Raw genomic sequence first — 14,878 nt, forward strand, 5'->3', positions numbered from 1 at the left:
TTGACTTTGAAAGAACGGAAAGGCCCCCGGGCGGCCGCACAAGCCCGCCCGGGGGCAGAAAGGCTGAAGATCAGCGGACGGGATGGGTGCCCCAGATGTTGTTGGCGTAATCGGTGACCGAGCGGTCGGCGCTGAACACGCCGCTGCCCGCGATGTTGGCAAGGCTCATGCGGTTCCACTTTTCGCGGTCGGCATAGAGCTTCTGCACGTCCTCCTGGGCGCGGCGGTAGTCCACAAAATCGGCCATGACCATGTAGGGGTCGCTGGTGCGTAGGTTGTTCACGATCTCGTGGAAATCCTCGCCGTTCCAGCCCTTTTCCAAAAAGCTGAGTACCCGCAGGGCGGTTTCGTCGCGGTTCGCGAACATGCTGGGATGGTAGCCCATGGCCTTGAGGGCGTCGACCTCGTGGGTGAGCATGCCGAAGATGATCTCGTTTTCCTTGCCCGCGGCGTCGGCGATCTCCACATTGGCGCCGTCCAGCGTGCCCAGGGTGATGGCGCCGTTGAGCATGAACTTCATGTTGCCGGTGCCGCTGGCCTCGGTGCCCGCAAGGCTGATCTGCTCGCTCACCTCGCTGGCGGGCATGAGCCGCTCGCTGGTGGTGACGTTGTAGTCCTCGAGGTAGACCACCTGCAGCTTTTCGCGCACGGCGGGGTCGGCGTCGATCAGCTCGCCCAGCTTGCAGATCAGGCGGATCATCTGTTTTGCCATGTAGTAGCCGGGAGCCGCCTTGGCGCCGAAGATGTAGGTCTTGGGGGTAAAGGCGGCGTTCGGGTTTTCTTTCAGGTACAGGTACTGGGCGGCGATGTTCAGCGCGTTCAGGTGCTGGCGCTTGTACTCGTGCATGCGCTTGACCTGGCAGTCGAAGATGCTGCCGGGATCGATGATCTGGCCGGTGACGCGGTGCAGGTGGCTTGCAAACTCGATCTTGTTGTCGCGCTTGACCTGCTCGAGGGCCTGCAGCACCGACTTGTCGGCGCTGAATTTGTTCAGCCGGGCGAGCTGCGAGGCGTCGTGCTTGAAGCCGTCGCCGATGGTCTCGCACAAAAGGTTTGTGAGCCGGGGATTCGAGGCCAGCAGCCAGCGCCGGTAGGCGATGCCGTTGGTCACGTTTTTGAAGGCCTGGGGCTTGTAAAGGTAGTAGTCGTGGAAGACGCTGTCCTTGATGATCTCGCTGTGCAGCTTGGACACGCCGTTGATGGAGTGGCACACGTAGCAGCAGATGTTGGCCATGCGCACCTGATTGTCGCCCAAAATGGCCATGTAGTCGATCTTGCCCTTGTCGCCGGGGAAAGCCTTTTCAAAGTCGGCCCGGCAGCAGCGGTCCAGCTCTTCCAGAATGGAGTAGATGCGGGGAAGGGTGGTGCGGAAGATATCCACATTCCACTTTTCCAGCGCCTCGCTCATAACGGTGTGGTTGGTGTAGGCAAAGGTGCGGCGGCAGATATCGAACGCTTTGGCCCAGCCGTAGCCGCACTCGTCCAGCAGAACGCGCATGAGCTCGGGGATGGCCAGGGTGGGGTGGGTGTCGTTCAGCTGGATGGCCGCCTTCTCGGGCAGGGTGTCGAGGCTGCCGTACTGGGCCAGGTGGTTCTGGCAAATGTCGCCAATGGAGGCGGCGGAGAGGAAATACTGCTGGCGCAGCCGCAGGATCTTGCCCTCCATGTGGTTGTCGTTGGGGTACAGGATCTTGCTGATGAGCTCGGCCGAGGCGTTTTTGGTGATGGCGCTGCCGTATTCACCGGCGTTGAAGCTCTTCATGTCGAAATCCGGCGCTTTGGCCTGCCACAGGCGCAGCTTGGCCACGCCCTGCCCGTCGTACCCGGCCACATACATGTCGCTGGGAACGGCGATGACGCTGTTGTAGTTTTTGTGGGTGACGTGGTGGAAGGTGCCCTCCCAGGCTTCCTCGATCTCGCCGTCGAACTTGATCTCGATGCTCTGGTCCGGGTGGCTTTTGAGCCAGACCTGGCCCCCGGGCAGCCAGTTGTCGGCCTTTTCCTGCTGCCAGCCGTCCACGATTTTCTGTTTGAAGATGCCGTACTCGTACAGGATGGAATAGCCGGTGCCCGCGATGCCAGTGGTGGCCATGCCGTCCAGATAGCAGGCGGCCAGGCGGCCAAGGCCGCCGTTCCCAAGGCCCGCGTCCGGCTCTTCCTCGTAGATGCTGTCGAGCTTGATGTCGGCGTCGGCCAAAACGGCGGAGGCGATCTCGGCAAGGCCCAGGTTGAACAGGCTGCTTTTCAGGCTGCGGCCCATGAGGAATTCCATGCAGAGGTAATAGACCTGCTTGGTGCCGGTGCCGTAGGCCCGGCTTTGGAAGCGCTTGTGCTGATCGCTCATCATGCGGCGGGTGAGCAGGGCAAGCACCCGGTAGATCTGCTGGTTCGAGGCCAGCTCCAGGGTGATGCCGTATTCGCTGTTCAGTTTTTCTTTGAGCAGCTTTTCAAATTCCTTTTTGGTGTATTTGGTCAAAACTGTGTTCTCTCCCTCTCAAGTCAAGATTTATCCGGCTTCACCCGCCGCCCCTGGGGCCGCGGGTGCGCAAAAAGCGGGGCAGGGCGCACCGTGCGCCGACATACGAAACCATTGTAACAAGTTTTGCCGGACGTTTCAAGGAAAAAACGGGTTTCCGGGAAGCGGTTCGGGGGCAAACAACAGAAAAAGCAACGAAATTTCAAAAAATGGGGGTTTTCTGTATCAACCGTTTATACTATAATGGAGTAGACAGCAGTAACGAGGGCGCCCCCGGGGGCCTTCTGCCGATAGAATTTTGAAATGGAGAGAAGAACGTCATGCCTGCCAACAAAATAAAGCTGACCGTATGCGGGTCCAGTTACATTGTTTCCACCACCGACCGGGAGGAGTATGTGCAGGGGCTGGCCGAACGGCTGGACCACGATATGAACGAGCTGATGATCCAGAACCCGTCGGCCAGCGTGGCCGCCAGCGCCATCATTACGGCGCTGGGGTACCTGGACGAGCTGAAAAAGAACGCCGAGGGCGCGGACAATATGCGCTCGCAGATCAAGGACTACCTGGAGGACGCCGCGAAGGCAAAGCTGGCCGCCGAGGAGGCCCGCCGCGAGGTGGACCGGCTGCAGCGCGAGGTGCAGCGCCTGCGGGGGAGCCGCGCATGACGGCAGGCCCGAAGAAAATGGAGATCCTGGCCCCCGCGGGGGACGGGGAGGCTTTGCGCGCCGCTGTTTTCAGCGGCGCACATGCTGTTTATCTGGGGTTAAAGCAATTCAGCGCCCGCCGCACGGCGGGTAATTTTACGCCTGAAGAGCTGGCCGGGGCGACGGCCTTTTGCCACGCCCGGGACGTGAAGGTGTATGTGGCGGTGAACACCACCTTGTGGCCCGGGGAGCTGGCCGCCGCAGCGGACTGCGTGCGCGCCGCCGCCGAGGCCGGGGCGGACGCGCTGATTGTGCAGGACCTGGCGGCGGCGGCCCTGGCGCGCCGGATGGCGCCGGGGCTTTTGCTGCACGGCTCGACCCAGATGAGCGTGCACAGCCCCGCGGGCGTGCGGCAGCTGGCGGCCATGGGCTTTTCGCGGGTGGTGCTGGCGCGGGAGCTGAGCCTTGCCGAGGTGCGGGCCATTGCGCAGGACAGCCCCATTGAGCTGGAGGTGTTCGTGCACGGCGCGCTGTGCATGTCGGTTTCCGGGCAGTGCTACATGAGCGCCTTTTTGGGCGGGCGCAGCGGCAACCGGGGCGGCTGCGCCGGGCCCTGCCGCCTGCCCTTTGCCGCCGACGGCTCGGGGGCGGCGCACCTGTCGCTGAAGGACCTGTGCGCGGTGGCGAGCCTGCCCCAGCTTGCGGGGGCGGGGGTGGCCAGCGCCAAGATCGAGGGGCGGCTGCGGGGCCCCGAATACGTGGCCGCGGCGGTGCACGCCTGCGGCGAGAGCCTGGCGGGCCGCCCCTGGGACGAGGCGCTGCTGCAGGATGTGTTCTCCCGCTCGGGCTTTACAAACGGATATCTGGCCGGGCGAATGGACGGCAGCATGTTTGGGGTGCGCACGCCGGAGGACACGGCGGCCAGCCGTGCGGCCCTGCCCGCGGTGCGCGGGCTGTACCGGCGCGAGCGCCAGGCGGTGCCGGTGCATTTTACGGCGGTGTGCGAGGCCGAGGGGGTCAAGCTGACCGCGCGGGACGAGGCGGGCAACATTGCCATTGTATACGGGGGGGAAACGCCCCTGCCCGCCGAGCGGGACCAGCGCCCCGCCATTCAAAAGGCGCTGGAAAAGACCGGCGGCACCCCTTTTTATGCCGCTGAGATCCGGGTGGAGGGCGAGCCGGGCTACCTGCCGGGGGCCGTGTGGAACGAGCTGCGCCGTGCCGCGCTGGAAAAGCTGCTGCAAAAGCGCGAGGCGCCCCGGCCGCTGACCTGCGCCGCGCCAAGGCTGCCGGCCGCCGCGCACCACCCGTGCCGGGCGGGGCTGCCGCTGTGGGCGCGGTTTGAAGCCTGGGAGCAGGCCCCCGCCGAGTGGCTGCCGCGGCTGGAGGGGTTCATCCTGCCCATTGCCGAGGCGGAAAGGGTGCCCGCCGCGCTGCGGCAAAAGGCGGTGCTGGAATTGCCCCGCGCGGAGTTCGGCGCTATGGAGGCGGCGGTGCAAAAGCAGATCGGGGCCACCCGCGGACTGGGCTTTCAGGGCTACCTTGCCCAGAACCTTGCGCACTTTGAGCTGGCGAAGGGCCTGCCGCTCTACGGCGGCTTTGGGCTGAACATCACAAACCCCCTGGCCGCCGAGGAATACCGCAGGCTGGGCCTGAAAGCGCTGACCGTGCTGCCCGAGCTGCCCCTTGCCGAGATGGAGGCGCTGGAGCCGGGCATTCCCACCTGGGCGCTGGTGTACGGCCATATGCCCCTGATGATGACCCGGGCCTGCCCGCTGCACAATGTGACCGACTGCACCCGATGCGAAAAACAGGGCGTTCTGACCGACCGCAAGCGCCGCAAGTTCCCGGTGCGGTGCGGCGGCGGGGTGCGCCAGATCTACAACCCGGTGCCCCTTTACATGGGCGAGCGGCTGGGCGAGGTGCCCGCGGATGCGGGCCTTGCCCTGTTCACGCTGGAAACCAGGGCCGAGGCTGCGAAAGCGCTGGAGCTGCTGGCAGCCCGCGCCCCCTGGCCGGGCGAATTTACCCGGGGCCTTTATTACAAGCCCGCCCCCTGAGCGGGCGGCGAGAGAAAGGAAACACAAGATGCAGGTGAAATTCAAACTGACCCGGCCGGGCGCCAAGGCCCCGGCCTACGCAACCCCCGGCTCGGCCGCGGCGGACCTGTGCGCGGTGCTGGACGAGCCCCTGGACCTTGCGCCCATGAGCCGGGCCATGGTGCCCACGGGCGTTGCCATTCAGCTGCCGGGGCCGGAATACGTGGCACTGGTGTGCGCCCGCAGCGGCCTTGCCATCAAGCGGGGGCTGACCCTCTCGAATGGGGTGGGGGTGGTGGACTCGGACTACCGGGGCGAGATGCAGGTGGGCCTTGTGAACCTGGGCCCCGAGACCTATACCATCCAGCCGGGCGAGCGGATCGCGCAGCTGATGATCCTGCCGGTGGCGCAGGCGGCGTTCCGGCAGGCAGAAACACTGGACGGGACGGAACGGGGCGAGGGGGGCTTTGGCTCCACCGGCCGGCTGTGAAGGATGTTCAACAAAACTTATAAATCGGAAGGGAACATAGTACCATGAAACGCACCCTGCTTCTCTGCTTTTTTATTTTGTCCGGCATTATTCTGGGAGCCATGATCGCCAGCCTGTGCGCCGGGGTGCCGGCGCTGGCCTGGCTGGCGTTTTGCAAGAGCATCAGCTTTCACCCGGTGCTGGATCTGAGCGTGGTGAGCCTGGATCTGGCGTGCACCATGGGCATCAGCGTGGCGCAGATCATCACCATCAGCCTGGCGATCTTTTTGTACGGCCGCACCCGCATTTAAAGGGGCGGCGCGCCCTGCGGGGCGGATTTTGAAATAAACCAAAGGAGCGTTTCGTTATGTCATTGATCCTGGCTTCCGGCAGCCCGCGGCGCAAGGAGCTGCTGGCGCTTATTACGCCCGAGTACACGGTGCTGCCCAGCGATTTTGACGAGAGCGCCCTCACGGCGCCCACCCCCCGGGAGCTGGCCCTGGCCCTGGCCCGGGGCAAGTGCGGGGCGGTGGCCGCCCTGCGCCCGGGCGATACGGTGCTGGGGTGCGACACGGTGGTGGAATTTGGCGGCCGGGTGTTCGGCAAGCCAAGGGACAAGGAGGACGCGCGGCGCATGCTGACCGCGCTTTCCGGCGCGGACCACTGGGTGCACACCGGCGTGTGCCTGCGCCGGGGGGAGCGGGAGCTGTGCGAGACCGCCAGCACGCGGGTGCGGTTTTATCCTATCCCGGCGGCGGAGCTGGAGGCGTATCTTAACACCGGCGAGCCCTACGACAAGGCGGGCGGTTACGGCATCCAGGGCCGCGCGGCCCTGTTTTGCGAAGAGATCGAGGGCTGTTACTACAATGTGATGGGCCTGCCGGTCTCGCGGGTGGCGCGAATGCTGAAAAATTTTGAATAAATTGAGAAAAATAGCGCGGGGCCGTTGAGAAACCCGTGCGGCGCGGTTATAATAATAGGGTATAATTTTGCCAAAACGCCAATTGAATATAGAGAGTGGATAAAAGGAGAGAATCGGATATGTTCAGCAAAGACATCGGGATCGACCTGGGCACCGCCAATACGCTGGTCTACCTGCGGGGCAAGGGGATCATTATGCGGGAGCCCAGCGTGGTGGCCGTGGATACAAAGACCGACGACGTGCGCAGCGTGGGCCACGAGGCCAAGGCCGTGATCGGCCGCACCCCGGGCAGCATCGTGGCGGTGCGCCCGCTCAAGGACGGCGTGATCGCCGACTTTGACATTACCGCCAACATGCTGAGCCGGTTTATCAAGAAGGTGTGCGGCAACAGCATGTTCTTCCGCCCCCGGGTGGTCATCTGCATCCCGTCCGGCGTGACCGAGGTGGAGCGCCGCGCCGTGAAGGAAGCCAGCCTGAAGGCGGGCGCGCGGCAGGTGAGCGTGATCGAGGAGCCAATGGCCGCGGCCATTGGGGCCGGGCTTCCCATCAGTGAGCCCTCGGGCAGCATGGTGGTGGACATTGGCGGCGGCACCAGCGAGGTGGCGGTGATCAGCCTGGGGGGCATTGTGGCCAGCCGCAGCGTGCGGGTGGGCGGCGACGAGTTCGACCAGAGCATCATCGCTTACATCAAGCGCAAGTACAACCTGCTGATCGGCGAGCGCACCGCGGAGCAGATCAAGATCGAGATCGGCTCGGCCTACGAGCTGGATCAGGAGACCAGCATGGAGATCAAGGGCCGCAACCTGGTGGACGGCCTGCCCAAGAACATCACCATCCACTCGGAAGAGGTGCGCGAGGCGCTGGACGAGAGCCTGCAAAAGATCGTGGACGCCATTAAGGAAACCCTGGAACGCACCCCGCCGGAGCTCTCGGCCGACATCATTGACCATGGCATTATGCTGACCGGCGGCGGCGCGCTGCTGCGCGGGCTGAACCAGCTGGTGCAGCGGGAGACCGGCATTGACGTGCATGTGGCCGAAAGCCCGCTGGACTGCGTGGCCATCGGCACCGGGTCGGTGCTGGATCACCTGGACCTTTTGGGCGACGTGCTGGACGACGATTCGTCGCATTTCTGAAAAGCAGCGGGGGAGGAGCGGCTGCGCCGGCTGCCGTGAGGGCGGCGCGCGGCGCGCCCGGGCCCCGTTCCCGTTACCCCGGCGCGGGCGGCAGCTTCGCCGCCCGCGCTTTTTTCGCCGCAGGACCACAACGTTTGCAAGCGAGGTGAGCGCAGGGCAGTGAAAGACTTTTTTTACACCAAAAAATTCAAGATCATGGTGGCGGTGGCGGTGCTGCTGGCCGGCATGATGGCCTGGGCCGGCGCCAACGGGCGGCTCACCAGCGCGCCGCAGGAGATATTGAGCGCCGTTGCAATGCCCTTTCAAAAGGCGGCGCAGCTGCTGGGCGGCGGCATTGACGGGCTGATGGACAAATACGCCCGGATCGACGAGATCATTGCCGAGAACGAGCGCCTGACCGAGGAAAACCGCCAGCTGCGGGAGCAGATGGTGGATTACGACCGCGTTAAGACCGAGAACCAGGCCTTCCAGGATCTGCACAAGATCGAGGCCGACAACCCCCAGTTCGTTTATGCCTCGGCCAATGTGATCGGCCGCGACCCGCTGGAGCAGTTCGGGGGCTTTACCATTGACCAGGGCACCGTGAACGGGGTGGAAACCGGGGACGTGGTGATCAGCGACGATGGCTACCTGGTGGGCCGGGTGCTGGACGCGGGCCCGGTATCCAGCAAGGTGATGACCATTTTGCAGCCGGGCTCGTATGTGGCGTGCCTGGTGAGCCGCACCCGCGACAGCGGCAACCTGAACGGCGACGCGGCCTATGCGGCCGCGGGCCGGTGCGTGCTGGAAAACCTCTCGCGGGATACGCTGGCCGTGGTGGGCGACGAGATCATCACCACCGGCCTGGGGGGGGAATTCCCCCCAAACATCCGGGTGGGGACCGTGGCGGAGCTGGTGCCCGAGGAGAGCGGCAAATCCGCCATTGCGGTGATTGAGCCGGGGGCGAATGTGAACAGCATCAAGCATGTGTTTGTGATCACCGATTACCAGAGCTGAAAGGGGGACTGGGCCCGTGACCTCGCGCACAAAGCGGAATTTACGCCTGACGGCCAAGTGGACCCTGTACCTTGTGATCCTGCTGGTGGCCCTGACCGGCCAGACCACGCCCGGCTTTTTGACCATTGGGCAGGTGCGGCCGATCTTTATTTTGCCGGTGTGCCTGGCGGTGGCAGTGTATGAGGGCGAGTACGCCGGGGCCTTTTTCGGCGCGGTGGGCGGCCTTTTGTGGGATTATGCCGCCGGCCGGGTGGCCGGGCTGCTGGCCCTGGGGCTGATGGCGGTGTGCTTTGCGGCCGCCATTCTGGTGCAGCTGTACCTGCGCACCAACGCCATGAACTTTATTTTGGTGAGCGGCTGCGCCTGCCTGCTGATCACCGGCGTGGATTTTTTGTTCTATTACCTGATGCCCGGCTATGCGGGCGCCGCGCAGCGGTATTTTGGCGTGGTGCTGCCCATGACCGTGTTTACCGCGGCCCTTTCGCCCCTGGCGCTGGCGGCGGTGCGCGGGGTGTGGCGCCGCATGAACCCGGAGGACTAGCCCATGGATCAAAAAAGTGTGTTCCGCCGCGTGGGCGGCCTGATCGTCATCACCGTTCTGGTGCTGGTGGGCTTTGTGCTGCGCCTGGTGCAGTTTCAGCTGGTGCAGGGCGAAGACCTGCTGGCCCAGGCGCAGGCGGTGACCAATTACAAGTTCCGCATCACCGCCGCCCGGGGCGACATTGTGGATCAGTACGGGCGCAGCCTTGCCACCAACGCCTCGGGCTATAACCTGGCACTGAACAAGCTCATGCTCACGGGCGGAGTGAACGACATGCTGCGGGAGCTCATTGAAATATTGCAGGCCAGCGGCGACAGCTGGAACGACACCGTGCCCATCAGCGCGCCGGAAAACGGCGGCTACAGCTTTACGGACGGGGAAGACGCGGCGGCGCACAAGCGGCTGGAAAACCTGAAAAAGAACCTGGGCCTGCAGCAGTACGCCACCGCCGACCAGGTGATGGCCGCGATGGTGAAGCGCTACGCGCTGGAGGAATGCGAGCCCGGGTGGCAGCGCATTTTGGGGGGCGTGCGCTACCAGATGGAGCTGGAGGAATTCAGCGAGAGCAACAACTTTGTGCTGGCCAAGGACGTGAGCGACCGCACGGTGGCCGTGGTGAAGGAGCGGGGGCTGACCTCGCGCGGGGCCGACATCACCGAGACCAGCTACCGGGTATACGAGGACGGCACCATTGCCCCGCACCTGCTGGGGGATCTGGGGCAGATCTTTGCCGAGGACTGGCGCGTGGTGGGCGAGGACGGCAGCGTGAGCTACCCCCTGCGGGACGCGGGCTACAAGATGAACGACCTGATCGGCCGCAGCGGCCTGGAAAAGGCGTGCGAGAGCCGCCTGCGCGGGGTGGACGGCACAAAGCAGGTGAGCCGCGACAAAAACGGCGTGATCGTTTCCAGCTCGGTGATCAAGGCGCCCCAGCCGGGCGACACGGTGGTTACAACGGTAAACAAGGATTTACAGAATACCTGCAACGAGGCGCTGGAAGCGCTGATCAAAAACCTGCAGGCCACCGCCGAGGAACATAAGGGCAAGGAGGCCACCAGCGGCGCGGTGGTGGTGATTGACGTGAAGACCGGGGGCATTTTGGCCATGGCCAATTACCCCAGCTACGATCTGAACCTGTACAGCACCCACTACACCCAGTACAGCCAGGACCCGAACCTGCCGCTGATCAACCGGGCGCTGCAGGGCCTTTATGAGCCGGGCTCGACCTTTAAGCCGGTGGTGGCGATCTCGGGCCTGGTGAACGGTCTGATTACCCCCGAGGATAAACCCGTGCGCTGCGGCGGGGCCCAGGCCTCCTATAATTTTTACGTGACCAGCAACGGCCCCCGGTGCGAGGGCATCGGCCACCGGGGCGGCGCAAGCCTGAACCTGTACGACGCGCTGATGTACAGCTGCAACACCTATTTTTACGATTTGGGCCGCCGCCTGGGCGTAGACACCATGGACGAGACCGCCCGGCAGATGGGCCTTGCCACCCTTACCGGCGTGGAGCTGCCCGAGGCCGCCGGCCGCCTGACCAGCACCGAGGATCAGAACTTCACCAAGGGCCTGGAGCTGATGGCGGCCATTGGCCAGGGCAACGCGGCGGTGACCCCGGTGCAGCTGGCCACCTATGCGGGCACGCTGGCAAACAAGGGCGTGCGCTACCAGACCCATTTGATCGCCGGTTATCAGGACACCAACACCGGCGAGATGCTGGAGAGCTTTGAGCCGGTGGTGGAAAGCCGGATCGAGGACAGCACCGGCATGTTTGACGCGGTGGAGCAGGGCATGGTGATGGCCGCAAGGAGCTATTCGGCCCTGCGGGATTACCCGCTGACCCTGGCGGCCAAGACCGGCAGCCCGCAGCGCGCCGAGGTATACGACCCGGTGCGGGGCTACCACTACCTGAACAGCGCCGCCATTGCTTACGGCCCGGTGGAGGACCCGCAGATCGCCATTGGCGCGATCATTGAGTACGGCGGCGGCGGCGCGAACCTGCTGCCGCTGGTGAAGGATATCTTCAACGCCTATTACTTTGAAAAGACGGGCGGTTTGCAGGCGGCCCAGGAGGGCGTGCTGCTGCCTTGACAGGACGTTATTTCCAAGCAAGGAAAAAACACCCAAATGCACAGCGAACGCGCAATTTTTGGCCTTTCTACACAAAATATGCCTTGCCTTATGGTTTTGCTTGTGATATTATGATAGCACGGGGGGAGTGTATGCCACTCCCCACCGTGTTGTTATATGGCATTCCAGCCGCAGGAGGAAGAAGAGTTTTGAGCGCAAGGATCCTGATGGTCGCCTCGGGGAAGGGCGGCACGGGCAAGAGCACCGTTTCGGTGCTGCTGGGCGGCAGGCTTGCCGCCGCGGGCAAAAAGGTGCTGCTCATTGAGCTGGATTCCGGCCTGCGCAGTGTGGACATTATCTCGGGCGTATACGGCAAGACGGTGTACGACATCTCGGACGTGCTCTCGGGCCGGTGCGAGGGGGATAAGGCCGTGGTGGAGAGCCCGGTGTACAAAGGGCTCTCGGTGATCAGCGCCCCTTACGAGGGGGGCGAGGTGCGGCCCGAGGCGCTGCGCCGCCTGATCGGCAGGATGGCCCCGTATTTTGATTTTATCCTGGTGGATACCGCCGCCGGGCTGGGCGCGCCGTTCCAGGCGGCCCGCACGGTGAGCGATATGGCGCTGCTGGTGCTTACGCCCGACCCCGTGACCCTGCGCGACGGCCGCATTGCCGCCGACGAGCTGGTGAACGGCGGCTGCAAAAACGTGCGCCTGGTGGTAAACCGGGTGGGCCCGGCCAGCTTTGGGGGCGCCGTGCGCGATCTGGACGAGTGCATTGACACGGTGGCGGCCCAGCTGATCGCCGTGATTCCCGAGAGCGCCGAGATACAGCACAGCGCGGCCCAGGGCATGGCGCTGCCCGCCGGGTGCCTGGCGTTCAAAGCGCTGGATAACCTGGCCCGCCGCCTGCTGGGCGAGCAGCTTGCCCTGGCGGTGCGCTGGTAAACCGACCGAACACACAGAATGTCTGTTTTATTTTTGTACAGAGGGGGCTTTTCGTTAAAATGAACATTGCTTTGATCGCCCATGACGCAAAGAAGGAATTGATGGTGCAGTTCTGTATTGCGTATTGCGGGGTGTTGAACCAGCACACACTGATTGCCACCGGGACCACCGGCAAGCTGGTGAGCGAGGCCACGGGCCTGCCCATCCAGTGCTTTTTGTCCGGCGTGCACGGGGGCGACCAGCAGATCGCGGCCCGCATTGCCTGCAACGAGATCGATCTGCTGCTGTTTTTCCGCGACCCCATAAGCGCCAAGCCCCACGAGCCCAACGAGATGAATCTGCTGCGGCTGTGCGACGTGCGCAACATCCCCATCGCCACCAACATTGCCACCGCCGAGGTGCTGATCCACGGCCTGGAGCGGGGCGATCTGGAATGGCGCAACATTGTGAACCCGCAGAATTGACCGGGCCGCAGAGGTTAAAAGCATCCCCCCTTTTGTGCCTGCGCGAGCGGCCGCAAGGGGGGCTTTTTGCTGGCAGGCGCCTGCGGCGATGCATGCCGCGGGCCCGGGGCATGCATACTGATAAGGACACGGTGCGTTGGGCCGCCGCAGGCGCGGGGCCCGGGAGGGGAAGAAGGATATGAAGCAACAATTGGTCCGGGTGGCGCTGGCCGCACCCAGGGTGCACATTGCCGCGCCCGAAAAGAATGTGGACGAGATGCTGCGCCTCCTGCGCGGCTGCCTGGACGCCCAGGTGCTGCTGCTGCCGGAGCTGGCGGTGACGGGGTATACCTGCGGGGACCTGTTCCACCAGACCGCGCTGATCGACGCCGCCTGGCGCGAAACGCTGCGGCTGGCGCAGGGCGCCGCAGAGCTGGGCTTTGCGGGCCTTGTGGCGGTGGGGGTGCCCGTGCGGGCGCACGGGCGTTTGTTCAACTGCGCGGCGTACCTGTACGGCGGCGAGCCGGTGGCCCTGGTGCCCAAGACCTGCCTGCCCAACTACGCGGAATTTTACGAAAAGCGGTGGTTCGCCCCGGCCGGGGCCCGGCGGGCCGATACGCTTTTGCTGCCCGGGCCGCAGGGCAAACTGCTGGAGGTGCCCTTTGGCGAGGATCTGCTGCTGGCGGACCGGGAGGGCACGGTGGTGATCGGGACCGACGTGTGCGAGGACCTGTGGGTGCCGGTGCCCCCCAGCAGCTACGCCTGCCTTGCGGGCGCGAACCTGATTTTGAACCCCTCGGCCAGCAACGAAACGGTGACCAAGGAGGAATACCGCCGCCAGCTGGTGACCGCCCAGGCGGCCCGGTGCTGCTGCGCCTATGCCTATGCCTCGGCAGGCCGCACCGAGAGCACCACCGACCTGGTGTTTTCGGGGCACGGCATGATCTGCGAGAACGGCACCATGCTGGCCGAGACCCTGTGGCCCGAGCCGGGCCAGGTGCTGCAGGCTGTGGTGGACCTGGAAAAAACCGGCGCAGAACGGGTGCTGCACAACTCGTTTTTGGAGCAGACGGGCGGCCCCGCCTGGCGCACCGTGCGGCTGGCGGGCAGCCTTGTGTGCCCGGCCCAGCAGGCGGCGCTGGCCCAGCGGCCGCTGGAACGGCTGCCCTTTGTGCCCGCCACCGAGGAGGGCCTGCGAACCCGGTGCGCGGCGATTGCGCGCATCCAGGCCACGGGCCTTGCGCAGCGCATGGAAAAGGCGGGCTTCCGGCGGCTGGTGATCGGCGTTTCGGGCGGGCTGGACAGCACCCTCGCGCTGCTGGCGGCCCGGGACGCAATGGAGCAGCTGGGGCTGCCGGCGGCGGGCATTCTGGGGGTTTCGATGCCCTGCGTGGGCACCACAAAGCGCACCCGGGGCAACGCGCAGGCCCTGGCGGAGCTGCTGGGCGCGGAGTACCGCGAGATCGACATCCGCGCCGCGGTGGAGCAGCATCTGCGGGACCTGGGCCACGCCCCGGAGGTGTACGACGTGACCTTTGAGAATGCCCAGGCGCGGGAGCGCACCCAGCTGCTGATGGACCTGGCAAACCAGGAGAACGCACTGGTGGTGGGCACGGGCGACCTTTCAGAGCTGGCCCTGGGCTGGTGCACCTACAACGGCGACCACATGAGCATGTATGGGGTGAACGCCTCGGTGCCAAAGACCCTGGTAAAGGCCCTGGTGGGCTGGCACGCAAAGCGCCTGGGGGAACAGAACCCACGGATACAGGCGGTGCTGCTGGACATTCTGGACACCCCCATCAGCCCCGAGCTTTTGCCGGTGGGCGCGGACGGAGAGCTGGTGCAGCGGACCGAGGAGACCCTGGGCAAATACGACCTGCACGATTTTGCCCTGTATCACATGCTGCGGGGCGGCTATGGCCCCGAGCGCATTTTTGAGATGGCGCGCCTTGCCTGGCCTGAGCTGGAGCCGGATTATATCAGGACCACCCTGACCACCTTTTACCGGCGCTTTTTCAGCCAGCAGTTCAAGCGCAGCTGCCTGCCGGACGGCCCCAAGGTGGGCTCGGTTTCGCTTTCGCCCCGGGGAGACTGGCGCATGCCCAGCGACGCGGACCCGGCGGAGTTTTTAAAGTTTTGACCTGGCGGCGGGCTGTGCCGCGCCGCCGCCCGAAACAGCCCAAAAAGGCCGGCCCCCG

Annotated in this window: 13 protein-coding genes; 12 read left to right on the forward strand and 1 reads right to left on the reverse strand. The window is 64.8% G+C overall.

The window, feature by feature from the left end:
* Nucleotides 1-70: 70 nt before the first annotated feature.
* Complete coding sequence (locus ACMLHZ_RS03100; RefSeq protein ID WP_418666343.1) at nt 71-2,476, reverse strand: glycogen/starch/alpha-glucan phosphorylase; 2,406 nt, start codon at nt 2,474-2,476, stop codon at nt 71-73.
* Nucleotides 2,477-2,796: 320 nt separating this feature from the next.
* Here ACMLHZ_RS03100 and ACMLHZ_RS03105 point away from each other — a divergent pair, with 320 nt between their 5' ends.
* From ACMLHZ_RS03105 to ACMLHZ_RS03160, 12 genes are all read left to right on the forward strand, one after another.
* On the forward strand, nt 2,797-3,141 hold the full coding sequence (locus ACMLHZ_RS03105) for a cell division protein ZapA (RefSeq protein ID WP_177562877.1): 345 nt from the start codon (nt 2,797-2,799) through the stop codon (nt 3,139-3,141).
* Nucleotides 3,138-5,180, forward strand: coding sequence for a DUF3656 domain-containing U32 family peptidase (locus ACMLHZ_RS03110; RefSeq protein ID WP_418666344.1), 2,043 nt, complete (start codon nt 3,138-3,140; stop codon nt 5,178-5,180). The genes ACMLHZ_RS03105 and ACMLHZ_RS03110 overlap by 4 nt, the downstream gene beginning before the upstream one ends.
* A gap of 28 nt (nt 5,181-5,208) precedes the next feature.
* On the forward strand, nt 5,209-5,649 hold the full coding sequence (gene dut, locus ACMLHZ_RS03115) for a dUTP diphosphatase (protein ID WP_418666345.1): 441 nt from the start codon (nt 5,209-5,211) through the stop codon (nt 5,647-5,649).
* A gap of 44 nt (nt 5,650-5,693) precedes the next feature.
* The gene (locus ACMLHZ_RS03120; RefSeq protein ID WP_418666346.1) at nt 5,694-5,939 is read left to right on the forward strand and encodes a DUF4321 domain-containing protein; all 246 of its coding nucleotides are present in this window, start codon (nt 5,694-5,696) and stop codon (nt 5,937-5,939) included.
* Nucleotides 5,940-5,995: 56 nt separating this feature from the next.
* Nucleotides 5,996-6,550, forward strand: coding sequence for a Maf family protein (locus ACMLHZ_RS03125; RefSeq protein ID WP_418666347.1), 555 nt, complete (start codon nt 5,996-5,998; stop codon nt 6,548-6,550).
* 119 nt (nt 6,551-6,669) lie between these two features.
* Nucleotides 6,670-7,686: a rod shape-determining protein gene (locus ACMLHZ_RS03130; protein ID WP_177562882.1), complete on the forward strand. Its 1,017-nt coding sequence runs from the start codon at nt 6,670-6,672 to the stop codon at nt 7,684-7,686.
* A gap of 159 nt (nt 7,687-7,845) precedes the next feature.
* The gene (mreC, locus tag ACMLHZ_RS03135; protein WP_418666348.1) at nt 7,846-8,682 is read left to right on the forward strand and encodes a rod shape-determining protein MreC; all 837 of its coding nucleotides are present in this window, start codon (nt 7,846-7,848) and stop codon (nt 8,680-8,682) included.
* 16 nt (nt 8,683-8,698) lie between these two features.
* Nucleotides 8,699-9,223: a rod shape-determining protein MreD gene (gene mreD, locus ACMLHZ_RS03140; RefSeq protein ID WP_418666349.1), complete on the forward strand. Its 525-nt coding sequence runs from the start codon at nt 8,699-8,701 to the stop codon at nt 9,221-9,223.
* Nucleotides 9,224-9,226: 3 nt separating this feature from the next.
* Nucleotides 9,227-11,314 carry a peptidoglycan D,D-transpeptidase FtsI family protein gene (locus ACMLHZ_RS03145; protein ID WP_418666350.1) on the forward strand — a complete coding sequence of 696 codons (2,088 nt, stop codon included), beginning with the start codon at nt 9,227-9,229 and terminating at the stop codon, nt 11,312-11,314.
* Nucleotides 11,315-11,502: 188 nt separating this feature from the next.
* Nucleotides 11,503-12,237: an AAA family ATPase gene (locus tag ACMLHZ_RS03150; protein WP_418666351.1), complete on the forward strand. Its 735-nt coding sequence runs from the start codon at nt 11,503-11,505 to the stop codon at nt 12,235-12,237.
* Nucleotides 12,238-12,296: 59 nt separating this feature from the next.
* On the forward strand, nt 12,297-12,701 hold the full coding sequence (locus ACMLHZ_RS03155; RefSeq protein ID WP_177562885.1) for a methylglyoxal synthase: 405 nt from the start codon (nt 12,297-12,299) through the stop codon (nt 12,699-12,701).
* A 178-nt stretch (nt 12,702-12,879) separates the two neighbouring features.
* Nucleotides 12,880-14,820: an NAD(+) synthase gene (locus ACMLHZ_RS03160; RefSeq protein WP_418666352.1), complete on the forward strand. Its 1,941-nt coding sequence runs from the start codon at nt 12,880-12,882 to the stop codon at nt 14,818-14,820.
* Nucleotides 14,821-14,878 lie beyond the last annotated feature (58 nt).

It is taken from the genome of Allofournierella sp. (assembly GCF_048388525.1).
Lineage (GTDB): Bacteria > Bacillota > Clostridia > Oscillospirales > Ruminococcaceae > BQOK01.

Coding starts and splice junctions, on each gene's coding strand:
- ACMLHZ_RS03110 (WP_418666344.1), top strand. CDS start 3,138: ATGACGGCAGGCCCGAAGAAAATGGAGATCCTGGCCCCCGCGGGGGAC.
- ACMLHZ_RS03160 (WP_418666352.1), top strand. CDS start 12,880: ATGAAGCAACAATTGGTCCGGGTGGCGCTGGCCGCACCCAGGGTGCAC.
- ACMLHZ_RS03120 (WP_418666346.1), top strand. CDS start 5,694: ATGAAACGCACCCTGCTTCTCTGCTTTTTTATTTTGTCCGGCATTATT.
- ACMLHZ_RS03155 (WP_177562885.1), top strand. CDS start 12,297: ATGAACATTGCTTTGATCGCCCATGACGCAAAGAAGGAATTGATGGTG.
- ACMLHZ_RS03145 (WP_418666350.1), top strand. CDS start 9,227: ATGGATCAAAAAAGTGTGTTCCGCCGCGTGGGCGGCCTGATCGTCATC.
- ACMLHZ_RS03125 (WP_418666347.1), top strand. CDS start 5,996: ATGTCATTGATCCTGGCTTCCGGCAGCCCGCGGCGCAAGGAGCTGCTG.
- ACMLHZ_RS03105 (WP_177562877.1), top strand. CDS start 2,797: ATGCCTGCCAACAAAATAAAGCTGACCGTATGCGGGTCCAGTTACATT.
- dut (WP_418666345.1), top strand. CDS start 5,209: ATGCAGGTGAAATTCAAACTGACCCGGCCGGGCGCCAAGGCCCCGGCC.
- ACMLHZ_RS03130 (WP_177562882.1), top strand. CDS start 6,670: ATGTTCAGCAAAGACATCGGGATCGACCTGGGCACCGCCAATACGCTG.